This window comes from Cryobacterium sp. Y29 (genome assembly GCF_002929825.1).
In the GTDB taxonomy this organism is placed as follows: Bacteria; Actinomycetota; Actinomycetes; order Actinomycetales; family Microbacteriaceae; genus Cryobacterium.
This window is the reverse complement of record NZ_PJJN01000013.1, coordinates 1-13,273: the sequence shown is the minus strand read 5'-3', so window position 1 is coordinate 13,273 and position 13,273 is coordinate 1. Positions and strand designations below refer to the sequence as shown.

Annotated in this window: 11 protein-coding genes; 4 read left to right on the top strand and 7 right to left on the bottom strand. The window is 60.6% G+C overall.

Annotated elements, in window-relative coordinates:
- Positions 1-701: 701 nt before the first annotated feature.
- Positions 702-3,020 carry a hypothetical protein gene (locus tag CXY74_RS00240; protein WP_104198567.1) on the bottom strand — a complete coding sequence of 773 codons (2,319 nt, stop codon included), beginning with the start codon at positions 3,018-3,020 and terminating at the stop codon, positions 702-704.
- Positions 3,017-3,709, bottom strand: a complete 693-nt coding sequence (locus CXY74_RS00235) for a response regulator transcription factor (RefSeq protein ID WP_104198566.1) — start codon at positions 3,707-3,709, stop codon at positions 3,017-3,019. The genes CXY74_RS00240 and CXY74_RS00235 overlap by 4 nt, the downstream gene beginning before the upstream one ends.
- A 244-nt stretch (positions 3,710-3,953) precedes the next feature.
- Between CXY74_RS00235 and CXY74_RS00230 the strand changes: the two genes are divergently transcribed.
- The 3 genes from CXY74_RS00230 to CXY74_RS00220 all read left to right on the top strand — a co-directional run bounded on the left by CXY74_RS00230 (position 3,954) and on the right by CXY74_RS00220 (position 7,191).
- Entirely contained in the window at positions 3,954-4,898 is a 945-nt protein-coding gene (locus CXY74_RS00230; protein ID WP_104198565.1) for a WxL domain-containing protein, read from the top strand.
- A gap of 20 nt (positions 4,899-4,918) precedes the next feature.
- Positions 4,919-6,049, top strand: a complete 1,131-nt coding sequence (locus CXY74_RS00225; protein ID WP_104198564.1) for a hypothetical protein — start codon at positions 4,919-4,921, stop codon at positions 6,047-6,049.
- A gap of 809 nt (positions 6,050-6,858) precedes the next feature.
- Positions 6,859-7,191 carry a hypothetical protein gene (locus CXY74_RS00220; protein ID WP_104198563.1) on the top strand — a complete coding sequence of 111 codons (333 nt, stop codon included), beginning with the start codon at positions 6,859-6,861 and terminating at the stop codon, positions 7,189-7,191.
- A 301-nt stretch (positions 7,192-7,492) separates the two neighbouring features.
- Here the strand turns inward: CXY74_RS00220 and CXY74_RS00215 are convergent, their stop codons facing one another.
- The 5 genes from CXY74_RS00215 to CXY74_RS00190 all read right to left on the bottom strand — a co-directional run bounded on the left by CXY74_RS00215 (position 7,493) and on the right by CXY74_RS00190 (position 13,085).
- The gene (locus tag CXY74_RS00215) at positions 7,493-7,852 is read right to left on the bottom strand and encodes an ester cyclase (RefSeq protein ID WP_104198562.1); all 360 of its coding nucleotides are present in this window, start codon (positions 7,850-7,852) and stop codon (positions 7,493-7,495) included.
- A gap of 470 nt (positions 7,853-8,322) precedes the next feature.
- On the bottom strand, positions 8,323-9,486 hold the full coding sequence (locus CXY74_RS00210) for an alpha/beta fold hydrolase (protein ID WP_146069976.1): 1,164 nt from the start codon (positions 9,484-9,486) through the stop codon (positions 8,323-8,325).
- Between the two features lie 744 nt (positions 9,487-10,230).
- Positions 10,231-11,472, bottom strand: coding sequence for an ABC transporter permease (locus CXY74_RS00205; RefSeq protein WP_104198560.1), 1,242 nt, complete (start codon positions 11,470-11,472; stop codon positions 10,231-10,233).
- A gap of 1 nt (position 11,473) precedes the next feature.
- On the bottom strand, positions 11,474-12,433 hold the full coding sequence (locus CXY74_RS00200) for an ABC transporter ATP-binding protein (RefSeq protein ID WP_370446106.1): 960 nt from the start codon (positions 12,431-12,433) through the stop codon (positions 11,474-11,476).
- A gap of 307 nt (positions 12,434-12,740) precedes the next feature.
- Complete coding sequence (locus CXY74_RS00190) at positions 12,741-13,085, bottom strand: DUF4913 domain-containing protein (protein WP_233193056.1); 345 nt, start codon at positions 13,083-13,085, stop codon at positions 12,741-12,743.
- On the opposite strand from CXY74_RS00190, the gene CXY74_RS17795 reads away from it, so the two are divergent.
- The coding region (locus CXY74_RS17795; RefSeq protein ID WP_233193058.1) for a hypothetical protein at positions 13,059-13,273 on the top strand (215 nt) is incomplete at its 3' end. The two genes, CXY74_RS00190 and CXY74_RS17795, sit on opposite strands and share 27 nt — an antisense overlap.

The window sequence follows — 13,273 nt, the reverse complement described above, 5'->3', positions numbered from 1 at the left end:
GCCGACAAACCCACCGAGAATGACCGACTCGAACTAGCCGCCTAAACTCCCACTGGCCTCATTCACCTTGACAAATTCCGGCCACGAAGCGGACCTCAAAATACGGGAAGCCTCACAAGCGATCGCGCGCCTGGTTCGCTCTTAGCATCCGCCCACGAATCCGAACACTCCGGTAACCAAAATCATATGCAAGTCTCACTCGGACGCGCGCCGACGTGTACAGTCCGGCACTGGAATTCCTCGTTCCTCTGCTCGACCAGGGTCAAAAAATCCGAACCGGAGACGCTGACGGGCGAGGTCCCGGGTGTCACCGCGTCGGTGTCAGTGATGACACCAATCTCATCTGTCTCCGCTCTTGAGACAACGATGATGCGCCTACGACCGCCGTCTGTCGCGGAGGACCTTGTAAATGTCGAAGCCCAGACCCATGCTCCCCATATCGAATAAACATTCGACAAAAAGGAGATTGGAGGGGCGAATGAAACAGGGATTCCCACAAAGCAGCTGACCCGGACGGTGACGATGAATTACACCGCCCGGCGGGATGTGACGCATCCCACACGTTGGTCACGATGAGTGGCTCACCGGGAAGGTGAAGCGCGTTGAATGATTCGGCCTTCTACAGCTGGGGAAGAGTCATGCTTCCGGTCTGTTCGCGCAACCCCGGTCTGGCTAGGGCACGGCCGAAGATCGGCGCGTCGTCAGGTTGTGTTCGGCATTCGTTCAGCATCAAGCTCGGGTGTGCCGCGGGCCGCGTGCTCGCTCCGATAGACACGTCTGATCGTGCCGGATTCCTGCTGGCAGACCGCGGTTGCTCGTTCCGAGCGACCGGGAGGGAGCAGCCGGCCGGTGAACGAGCCATCCTGCGCCAGGGAGAGCTGCTCGCTCATCCACAAGCGAATGCGGTCGAGGTCGTCGGAGGGCATGCGCTGTCCGCGGCTGTCATCGAGCAACAACACGTCGACGCCGCGCACGCGGGCCCGCCACGCCGCACCGATCAAGGGGCCCGCGACGAGCCGGTCCCCGCGAGCCCTGTCGCGCAGGTGCCCTTCCAGAGCGATGCACCGCGTGATCTGGTCGGTCGTGAGCGGGTTGCCGGCTCCGAGAACCGCGAGCATGTCTCCGGCGAGAGCGCGGATCTCGACGGCCTGCAACCGTCGTTGCTCCCCATGCGTGCGGGCGAACGTGGTCTGAGAGAGCACGGCGCGTTCACTGGATCGGAGGCCGTTGATGCGTCCCTGCATCCGCCCCAATGGCGCGGCACAGACCGCGGCGAGGCAGAAGACCAGAACGGGTTGTATCAACAGGGCTATGCCCACGTGCAGGCCGCTCGAATTCACCACCGACCCGACCAGAACGACGCAGCACATGATCGCCAGGCCGAGGAAGGCTGCCCTCGCGCGCTGGAGAAACGCGAGGGCGAGCAGGACACACGCGTTCGCCAGGAGAAACCAGACTTCGTACCGGGGCTCGGCCGGATCGGGGTCAAGGAGAAAAACCATGGCTGACGACGCCAGAACCCACGACACCACGAGCACGGTTCGAAACTGCCCTGGCCGTCGGTGCCGCCCATGAGTCACGCACAGCATCGCGAGGAAGATCGCGACGAGGGCGATGATCGATGCCAGCGGATGCGAGGTGTGACCGAGACAGATCAGCACTGGCACCATCTGGGTGGTGATGAAAAATATGCCGATCGTGCGAGCTTGGGGGGCGCGAAAATCGTAGGTGCTGTGGGCCGTACCCGTGGCAGGGCTGTCTTCGCCGTCGTGAAGGGCCGTTGACGTAGAGGGCGTCCAACGCAACGTGACCGTCGTTCCGAAACCTAGCCGCGAGGCGGTGCCCGCGTCGCCGCCGGGTATGCTTCGCATTCGAGCGACAATGCCGACGGCAATGCCCAACCGGTCGGAGGGCACCTGTGCGGCGTCGAAGCCGCGGCCGTCATCCTGCACCCGCATTTCAATTGTTTCGAATTGTGTCATTACAGTCACTGTTCGCGTGACTTGTCGGGTGCCGGGCGTGAAGCCCGCGCCGGGTTGAGAGCCTGCGTGGGTAACGCTGTTCGTGAGTGACTGGGTGAGCGCGGCATAGAACGCGGTTGCGACCCCCGCGGGTAGCTCCGCTGCGCCTCGACCTACCTCGACGAACCGCGCCGACGGATCGAGATGAAGCGTGATGCGGCGGGCTTTCCCCACGAATTCCACGATGGTGACGCCGTGATCACCTGGTGTGGGCGTGCTCAGGGCCTCTATCTGTCCCAGTGCGCTTCGGGCCCCCGCGGCGACCGATTCACGAAGCAAAGGATCGTTGGCTGCACCGAATAGCAGTGTGCTCAGAATATCGTCGTGCACGAGGGCGTTTGCTTGGTCCCGGGACGAATGCCGGGCTTGTTCACTCGCGTTCTGCGCGGTCAGCATTGCCGCTGCGGATGCTGCCGAGTCTAATCGGCGGCTGGACGCCAGCAGCGCCAGTGCCAATCCACCCAGAAGCGCTGAGGAGAGCAGGGCGAGCACCGCATCGAACGCTGCGAAAACAGTCAGCTCGGGCAACGCGGTTGCCAGAATGAGGGAGGGCTTGATCAGGCTGGCCCCGAGCAGCACGATCCAGCCGGGCCGGGCGTCCCAGGCCAGAACGGCGGCAACGGCCAGCGGTGCGCTGGAGAGCGCAATCCACGGCAGACCGAATTCGCTCATCAGGTCGGGTGCCGAGCCTGCAGCTGGCGCTAGCAACAGGGGGTGCCACACCGGCAGGGTCACGACTATCCCCATCACGGTCAGGGTATTGATGACCCGCAGTGTGCAATGGCCCACGAGAAAAGCGACAGTGCCGCCCAAAACGGGTACCGCGAAATTGATTGCGAGGGTACCGATAACAGACGGGGGGATCGAGCCGGCGTTGTGGCTCGCTACCACGACAGCAAAGAAAAGCATTTCGGCGAACGAGGCGGTGGCGATTGCAGCCGTGAGCGTTCGAGCAACGAGCAGCCGCGAAAGGTCTCGCCTCGGGTGCTTGGGCGTCATGTATCGGTGGGAAGAGGCAGATAGCCGTCTTCAACGCCGCGGCGGTACAGGTCTACCTTCGTGTGGGCCTGCCGTCCCAGAAGCCCGTAGGTACGGCGGATGCGTCGGATGTGATCATTGACCGTGTTCTCGCTGATACCGAGTTCCGCCGCGACCATCTTCGAACCGAATCCGGAGGCGTAGAGCGAAAGAATTTCCTGCTCCCGAATCGTGAGATGGGCCGCCCCGAGTTCCACATCCGTGTCGAGGACTGAGGCCCAATCCGAGGTGACGACGGGGTGGCCGGCGGCAGCGGCATGAATGGCGGCCATGATCTGCTCGGCCGGGGCCGACTTGCGGATGATGCCGAGTACATCGCTGCGGGCGGCTTCTCTGATCAGGTATGGGTTCTCTCCCGAAGTCAGGCACAGCACTGCTGCGTTCCGCCGGCCCAGGGCGGCGACATTCTGCGTGACCGTCGAACCGTCCCGCAGACTTAAGTCAAGAATCACCAGATCGGCGCCGATACCGGACAAGTGTAAAGCGGCGACAGTCGACGCAGAACCAGCGAAGACGAGACCGGCTGCGGCCGTGATGAGTGCCGCCATTGCCAACGCGACCACTTCGTGATCGTCGACGATCGCGACGGACCGAACCGTCGAACCGTCTCCCCCCGACTCCCAAATGTTCCTGTTGTATACCGCGTCCATGCGTCCCTCCTGAGCACTGCGCCGGCGAGCTGTACGGTGGCTGTCCACCTGTATTGGTGGCCGAGAGCATTCCCGCTCGACACCCCGAATCGATACGTTTGTATCTACTTCGTTGGCATAACCAACAGTAGGTGCTGCCATTCAACTCATCTACCATGTGCGCCTTGGGCAGCAGGCGCTGGCGGCCGACGTCGGCACCGATGCCCGCCGGACCGTTTCCACGCCCATGTCAGAAGGAACCCTTATGAAGAAGAATTTGATCGCCACGCTAGCCGTGGCAGTGCTGGGAGCATCGGTTCTCGTCGCCTCCCCCGCGTACGCGTCCGACGGGTACACGAATTCCGGAATCGAGTACAAAATCAAGAACGGGGCAGCAAGCGTCGTTGACTATGACATGGGATTCGGCACGGTCGTGGTTATCCCCGCGAACATCTCGGTGGGAGGAACGAATTACGCGGTCTCTCAGATCGAAAATGAGGCGTTCAACGAGGGGCAGATCACATCGGTGACCTTCCTCGGCCCGCCGCCTACGGACATGCAAGAAAATGCCCTCGCCAAAAGCGAGCAGCTCGTTGTCCTCTTCCCTGCTGAATTTGGTGCGCCGGCTTATCAGGACGGATTCACGACGCCCACCTGGAAGGGCTACCCGGCTCGTGCTCTCTCTCTGCCCGAAGAGGAGTCACGGCCCCAGCCGGGGTCCGCCCCGACGGCAGCGACGGAGTCCGAGGTAATGGCGGCCATCGTGGCCGGCCCCCGCACGGCGTCGCTGTCGGCACTGGAGTTGCCCACGGTGCAGTATTCGCATGAGGCCCAGTTCGTTCAAGGCGTGGCGACTGTGTCAGTGAACGACCTATCCGGCTCCAAAACGGGCTGGAGCGTGACCCAGCAGGCGAGCGATCTCACCTGGAGAAGCATCACGGACGGGCCGGCGAACGGCGTCGACCTGTCTGCTGCGAACCTCGTCATCGAAGCCCGAGCCTCCGTCGTCGCAGTCGCTGGTCAGGATTGGCACGTGTCTCCCCTGATCGGCGGCAGCCTCGACGAGGCCGTGACCGTGATGGCGGCCCCACAGGGCCGAGGGTCCGGTGAATACACGGCGCCCTTGCGGTTCCGGCTGGCGATTCCCGCGCAGGCGCCGGTTGGCACGTACTCCGGCACCCTCACCACCACACTTGCTGTAGCTCCTTAACACGCGACGAGCATCGGAGTATGAACCGGAAGGGTGGGCGGAGCGTTCTCGTTCTCGTTCTCGTTCTCGTGCTGGCGGCGTTCGGCACCGCGCCAGCGGCGGCTTTGATTGAGGACCGTGGTTTGCTGGCGTTGACTGCGGTGGGTCACAATGGGTCGTTCTTCGACGTGACCGTCGCGGCGGGCTCCAGCAGTACGCTCCAGGTGGCCTTGAACAACCAGACCGAGAGCCCGATTGCGGTGCGCAGTTTTGCGGCGACGGTGTACTCGATCACCAATGGTGGGTTCGGCGCTCGGGAAGCGGGCACCCCGGCATCCGGTGCCACGCTCTGGGTCGACTATGCCGATACGACGTTCATCCTGGCTCCGGATCCGGCAACGACACGGTCTTTTCGCGTATCCGTGCCGGCAGGAACCGCCCCGGGAGAGTACGTCAGCAGCATAGTGCTACAAAACGACGTTCCGATTGCGGGTTCGGGTGACGTCGCCCTCGACCGAGTGATTCGGCAGGTTGTGGCTATCTCCATCCGTGTGCCGGGCCTTCTGGCGCCTAGCTTCACCGTCGAAGATGTTTCACACCGGCTGCTGGGAGGCAACTCGTCGGTCGCAGTGGGCATTTCCAACACCGGAAACCAGCATTTGTATCCCGAAGGACTTATGGTGTTGCGCGACGACGCGAACCGTGAAATCAGCCAGGCCGCCATCACCATGGGGTCGCTGTACGCTCATTCCGAGAGCGGCCGGGTCGCGGCCATCTTCGACGGTGAGCTGGACCCGGGCGACTACACGGTATCGATGACGCTCACCGATCCCGAGACAGGGGCGAGTGCTTCGATTGACGGCGCCCGGTTCACGGTGGCCGAGGCGGCCGCCTCGGCCACGTCGCGGATCGCCCAGCTGCCGCAGATTTTGCGCGCGCCCACCGAGAGCCCAGGGCTCGTTGTCGGCGCTCTTGTTGCGGGGCTGCTCGGGCTGGCATTTGCCTTTCTCGGGTGGCGCCGTGCAAAACGGGTTCGCGCGGCGGCAGCCCGCGCGGCGGAGCTTGTCAGTGTGGGTGAGCCCGTCAGTGCGCGGGAGTCGGTCAGTGAATCTGTTCCTGGTGCGCTTTCACCGGAATCAGCAGCAGCAGACCCGGCAGCAGACCGGCCATAATGCCCAGCATGCCTCAGTAGGTGGCGCCGAAGATCGACACCAACAGCGCGAAGGCGGCCGGGGGGAGAAAGCTCACGGCCCGGCCGGTAGTAGCAGGCGGCCCGTGAACGTGCCGTTACCCCGGGAATACTTATCGCTCATCTACAAACGGACGGCTTTAGGAAGACACGGCGTCCGTCGGCCTCGTTATCAACGGATCCATCTTGCCAAGTGACTTACCCAGATTTCGAGAGGAAGCGGAGACATTTGCGGCAACCCTTGGGGAGAACGGCTATCAGTCGAACTGGATTGTCCTGGAATATCCAGGAGCCAACCACGACACCGATCCCCGCAAAATCGTCCTATGCAAGCATCGTCGACTCCATGCGGACGAGCGATTGACCACAACCACCAAGTCGACTATCGGGGTTTAGCGACTTCCGCTGAGGGTTCAGCTAACGGGCGCTTAACCCATGCTCTACACGCGTCATCTATACGTTCGATTACTTAACATCACGACCGTATCGCTCAGAAATCGAGAACTTGTCATATCAATGTGTGACACATTCTGCGTACACAGGATCAGCGCGCAAGCCAAAACGACTAAAATAATGTCTTGCAGGTGCTGAAACCGAGGCCCTAAGTCGCAACGGTCAATAGCGTTGTTTCGACAGTTGTTTGAGAACGATTTCTTATTCATCAATTATCTTGACACCCCCATTTAGGTCACATAGAGTTTTAGTGCTACCTAAACCCTGTCAGCGCATGCACGCACCACATATAGGAAATGCCCTGTCTACATTTGTCATTCAATCGTCCGAGCCCGCACCATGACCGACACCGAGACGGAGCCGCATTCCCCGGGGAATAGTTTCAGCGGTCACCTGCTACTCGAACGAGTGGCCGCGGGCGATGCACTCGCCTTCAGCACCTTGTACGACGCCTTCGTCGCCGAAACCTATGCAATTTGCATGTATAAGTGTGCAAAACCGTCGTCGGCCGACAAAGCCATGGTCAGAGTATGGATCTTCATATGGCGCCACGCCGCCGCACTCAACGAACAGGCGGGTTCAACAAAATCCATCGTGCTGTCCACCGCCTGGACCGTTACATTTGACCGCAGCAGAAACCTCCTCCAGGTGGGCTCCCGAAGGGTCCACTAGGCTGCTCGTCTTTATGACGCCAACAAACGCACGAGAAACAAAACACACGACGTTGGTAGCGGCAACAATTTCACTAGCCACTCGACCTACGCGCAAGCGCTGACGGATCAGCCACGCTGCCAGATGCACACCATCTACAGCCCTGCCTGCATGCCACGTGCGCGAACAGAGCCGTCTCAGGACGTACGTCGTATTCACATGTGCGTCTTCGGCTCTACCCCTTCTGCTTGGAAACGCCAGTTCTCGCAGGTTACGGTGTCAGGCCAAGTTGTTCGAGCATTCCCTTTTCGTCGCTGCTACCTTACCGCTCGACAAGCTTCCCGTTCTCAAACTGGCTAATTTGCACGCCACGAACAGACATCGTTTTCCCACTGCCGGCGTGGCCCATCAAAGGACCTTGGTGGGTGCCGGTGAGGGTGTACGCGAATGCGACGTCGGTATCGTTTGCGACGAGGCGCTCGACGGTGACGTGCAGGTCTGGAAAAGCGGCAATCATCTCGCCGAAGAACGCTTTGTAGCCTGCCGGCCCCGGGCCTTGGCCGGGGGCCGGGTCGTGATCGACCGCGTCTACGGCCACGAGATCATCGAGAAGGTCAAGTTGCCCGCTGTTCACGGCGTCACCAAACTTCTGCTGGGCGGCAATATTTGCTTCTTCACTCATGTGTTTACTCTCTTCCTAGGATTTACATGGATGGGATTGCGAGGCCACGAGGTGACCAGACCGCCGCTGACGTTCAACGCTTCTCCGACGATAAAGATGGCTCTGCTACGAGAGCCCTCTGGCGAAAATCTTGCCCCTATGGTGCTGGCGTCGTCAACGCAGCCAACCGCAGGAACAGGCACGTATGCCTCGAGGACGCAGCACTGCCAATCGTGAAACCCAGTGCCGGAGAACGGCTGTGATGACCCAGAACAGGGCAACACGTTGGCGGTGAACCGGCGAGGTCGCGACGCCCTGATAGGGCGACCAGAACCTGCCTCAATTGTTTCCGTACAGGGCAACAAATCGATGTCAGGACTCTGTCCGAAAAGGGCCTCAGCTTCGGCATACTCACGTGCTGCTGCTACCGATCAAAAGACGAGGGGAGCCCGCGCCACTATTTGTGAGGCGGGCTCCCCTCGCTTGCGTGCTTATTTGTGGAATCGTTTCTGCAGCCAGTCGTTGAGCGGCCGCAAAGCCGAAGGCGCATAGGCGTGCTCCAACGTGATCGCGTGCGCAAAGGTGGGCAAGGTAACTTGGTCGACACTCGCAGCGCCGGTGAAAAGAGACGCTTGATCAGGACCAGCCGGCACCGGGAACAAGGCGTCGCTTCCTCCGGCGATAATCAGGACCGGAACCGTGATCGATGGAACATTCACCAAGTTGACGGCCACAGCCGGAGCGAACGATGCTGTATCTCCACACGGATCAAGAGTCAGCAACTGCAATGCCGCACTCTGCACGGCTGGATCGGCGCTATTGAATAAGGCGGCCGCGGCTCCTGCCGGTGCTCCGAAGGGAGCATAACCCGCTGGTCCAACGGCGCCAACGCGCAGACCCCCACTCGCACACACATTTGCGGCAAAGGCGGAATTGTCCCTCAGAAGCTGCGATTGCACACGATCGGCATAACCGATGACAATCAATCCGTCGATATCACCGAACGAGTACGCCGCAACCTGAGCGATCTGGCCACCGTAGGAGTGACCGGCGAGAATGACTCGTGAGAACTCCGGAGCCTGCCCCGAGGGCGTTACCTTATAGGATCCCGCGCGCAGGTCAAGAACGATCTGGTGGGCGATGTCGGCTTGGGAGCCGACGCAGATGCTGTTTCCCTCGGCTTTGTCGCTGCTGCCGTATCCGAGTCGGTCGATGACAACCGACACCTGACCGGCCTTCGCCTGATTGGCGGCGAAGTCGTAATTTTGCGCTTGGGCGAAGTTCCAGAAGAACTCCCCAAAACTCAGACCGTGCAAATAGAGAGTCGCGCCGTTTACCGTTTCACGTCGCAGCTCCTTCGTTGGGCCGACGATGTGGCCGCGGACGGTGTAAGTTGCCCCGTCACTGGCGCAGGCCACCTTAGAACGATTGACATTTTCAACCTCGAAGGAAACCGGCAGGCTGGTGACAGCACCAGCTTTCATATCGGAGCCATTTTGATTTGCAGCCGCAGCGGACGTCGGTGATGATGCCGCGTTGAATACGCTGGTTGCGCTGAGGAGCAGCGCCACCACGGCGACGGCTGCCAGCCCGGATCTACTCGGACGAAGTTGTTTTTTTACGGATGAATCGGATCGTGGCACGTTGTTCTCCAAACGAAAGTGACATGGCTCCACGCGCTATCGCATAGTGCGTGGGGTGGGGCCATCTTGCGGGAAAGGCACGCCTCGACACCGAGATCATGTGCGGGGCGCGGGGCCGGTACTTGGGTGAAGCGGCAAACTGGTCGTCAGCGTAACCCGAATGGGGGGTGCCTGCAAGAGATGCCCGAGGAATCACCGATGTGGAATGATCGAAAGCAGGACATCACGACGGGGCCTACCCGTACCGAACCCTCAGGTTGATGACACTCCGGTGATCGGGCCGTTCCGATTTTGGTCTGGGTACAGTCAGTACGAGACAGGCCTCTAGAGTAGGTGCGCTCGGCGCTGCTAATGAGGGCCCGCATACCGTCACCCGAAACCCTATACCACCGGCTCCGTCACGGAACCAGAACGCGGTACAGGAGGGCGGCGCTACAGATTAAAGACCGCCCGTGCGGTCACCCACGGCAGTCAGCAACGCAGCGTGCGGCTCTCAGCAGCCGCACGGTCACTCTGTCTTGTCTGCTGCAAGCAAGTCGACAACGGCCGCAACACTGTCGACGGAGGCCCTTGGTGGTCATTGCGCTGGTACGCCGGGCGATCATCGTAATCAGCGCCCGCGTTCGATGAATGACACGGTACATTCGCGCTATAACCCATCTCAACTGCTGCGGACGCAAAATCCTCCGCACCTTCCTGCTGCGGCGGGTCACCAGCTAGAGCACTTGGATCGCCCCGCACTGGAGGCGGCAGCTGTCACCGGCGTCCCACCCCAGCCGCTTTTGGGCGAGAGAATACAGTCTTGAAGGACACTTTGTTCGTGTATTCGATGGATCCATACCGGAACAGTCTCACGGCGAGCTGCAGCACAATAGCGCTCAGGAGGAACAGTTCCGTGATGACGATGGCGGCTTCCCAGCCGGCAAGAGAACCAAACGCGTTGCGCAGCATCGCAGTGATCGGCGCCGAATACGGGAAGTACGTGAACACCTGCACGACGGGGTTGCTCGGGTCCGACAGGATCAGAGAGAGGGCGTAGAGCGGGACGATCATCAGGACGATCAATGCGGAGAACCAGCTGCCCGCGTCCTTTGCTGTGGGCATGACCGCTCCGATCGCGACCAACGTGCCCGTAAATAAAGCGAACCCGCCCAGAGCCAGCAGTGCGCCGACGATCATTTGCATAGGATCGAAAGTGAAGCTGGACAGGTCAATCTCCGGCAGGTTCAGCGACGTGCGGAAGAATACGTAAGCCACCAGTACCGGTACCAGGAACACGAGCACCTGAACAAACCCGACGATGAAGAGGGAAATGATTTTGCCGCTGATCAGTGCGGTGGGATTCAACGTGGTGAGGATCATCTCCGTGACCCGGTTCTCCTTCTCTTCCAACGTGCTGGTGAGCATTTGGTTGGAGAGCAGCATGAAGACGAGGAAGAAGATGACCACGAAGATCAGCGGCGGGATTATGCCCATGAATCCGGCTGTTTCTTCCCCGTCGGTGAATGTGGTCGTGGTCACGGAGATGTTGCCCTGGGCCAGTGCTGTCAGTGCGGGGTCCCCGATCTGGTCCTGAGCGCTGATGCTGAGGACCTGGGTCGCGACACCGTCGTACTCGCCATTGCCGAACAAGCCCTTATCAGCCCCGTACACCTGAGTGGGTGTCTTGGCCGGGTCAGCCGGGTATACGAAATGGGCGTCCTCATCCCCTGACTTAACCGCAGCGATCGCCGCCGTGTCATCGGTGACGATCGTGCCGCCTAGCGCCGTGGCCACGGCGGGGTCGACGTATCCGGACGTGTCGCTGTAGGTGAAAGTGAGGTTCGCGTCAGATCGGGCGTCGATAGTGCTCGCGACCGTCGAGTTCCCCAGGCTCACCAACGCAATGACAATGCCGATCGCGATCGGGACCAACAAGGTAATGAACCAGAACTTTCTCTTACCCAAAGTGCGGCCAACTTCGAAGCTGATGACGGTGCGGAGGTTATTTCGTCCCATATCAAGCACCCGCCATTTCGTTCTGCTCGCCATACACACTCACGAAGATCTCCTCGAGTGAGAGCTTGCTCGTCGTGAAGCTGCGGACCAGGATGCCCGCGTCCACCAGGTCACGCAAAATCAGGGCCTCATCGACGCTGCCCGTGCCGGTGTCGGTGAGAGTCAGTTCGGCATAGTTGCGGTCCCGGACACTGATGTCGTAATACGGTGAATCTGGTATTTCACCGGAGTAACCGATGCGGATCATGGTCCCGCCGTACTGATTCTGCACCTCGGGAATCGTCCCATACGCTTCCGCACGGCCATCCTTGAGCAGGATCACCCTGTCGCACAACCGCTCGACTTCCTCCATCTGATGCGTCACCATCAACACCGTGGCCCCCGCCCGTTTTTTCTCCCCGATGATGTCCATCAGCAGGCGCCGGTTTACCGGGTCGAACCCCTTCGTGGGCTCATCCAAGATGAGGAGCTCCGGGTCGTTCATGATCGTCACGCCGAGCTGGACTTTTTGTTGCTGACCGCCCGAGAGCTTGTCGACGCGGGCCTTCGCCTTGTCCCCTAAACCCACCCGCTCGAGATAGTTCATCGACCAGGACACCGCGGCCTTCTTACTCAACCCTTTGAGTTGACCGAAGTACGTCATCACAGTCAGGACGGATTCCTTCTTATACAGTCCGCGCTCCTCCGGGAGATAGCCCAGACGGCTGCCGGCCTCCGGCGTGAACGGGCGCCCATCGATATGGAGAATCCCCGCGGTCGGCAGATAAATCCCCAGCAACGCCCGAAGCGTGGTGGTTTTACCCGAACCGTTAGAACCGAGAAAACCAAACGTCTCCCCCCGCCTTACATCGAAAGACAGATCCTCAATGACCGTTGTGCCGGCAAAATCCATTCGAAAATGCTCAATATGAACAAGCGGCTCATCGAGAGTAATCACGGGCGTTGCGGGAACAGTCTCCATCACGAGGCCACCGCCAGTAACATTTTTTGTTCCTGCTTCCTGGGGCTCGCCCTCAAACTCAGCCCTGTCAGACGATGAACTCCACCCTGCCGAACAGCAGCCATGGCAACCCTGGACATACTCGTGAAACGCAAATTTCCCCCAATGTGCTTGTCCCCATCCTCCCGCATCAGGGCGACAACGCTCAAACCAAGTGCACGTGCCGCACCAATAATCCAACGTTGCGCTGACTGCGCGCGAGCTTACAGGCGCCGATCGATCGGTATCGGTGGTTTGTATGGATCGTGCGGCCGCAGGGGCAGTTTGGCTATAGCGTCACGTTGCCGGGGGGCAGGGTGAGTGGCACGACGGCGGCGTATTTGTCCCTCCGCCGGGACAGGTGGCCATCGGTGGTGTCGCAGTCGCGGAATGGTCCGTTGCTTTTGTCGAAGATGACGGCGGCGTGACGGTCCCAGTGGTTGATCCACCAGGATGACGTGGCGCCGGCGTCGCCGTCCTGCACGCTGGCGGAGGCTTGCATGCTGGCGTGCCAGAGGGCGGTGAAACGTGCCACAACTTCAGGGTGTAACCACCATTCCGTGCACCACGGTGTCGGTTTTGTTCCGACAACTTCTACGGTGCGCAGGTGGGCGGTCAACCAGTCGAGGAACATCTGGCGAACGTCAGGCTCTTCCTCCACATCCTCCACATCCTCCACATCCTCCTCGTCGGTCCTCTCCGTTTCGTCGTCCAGGACCTGATCCGGATCGTCGTCGGGAGTGACCTGCCGCGGGCATTTCGGACAGCGGAATTAGTGGTTTCTTCTACGCTGCCAATGCTGGCTGTTGATAACCGTAGTGG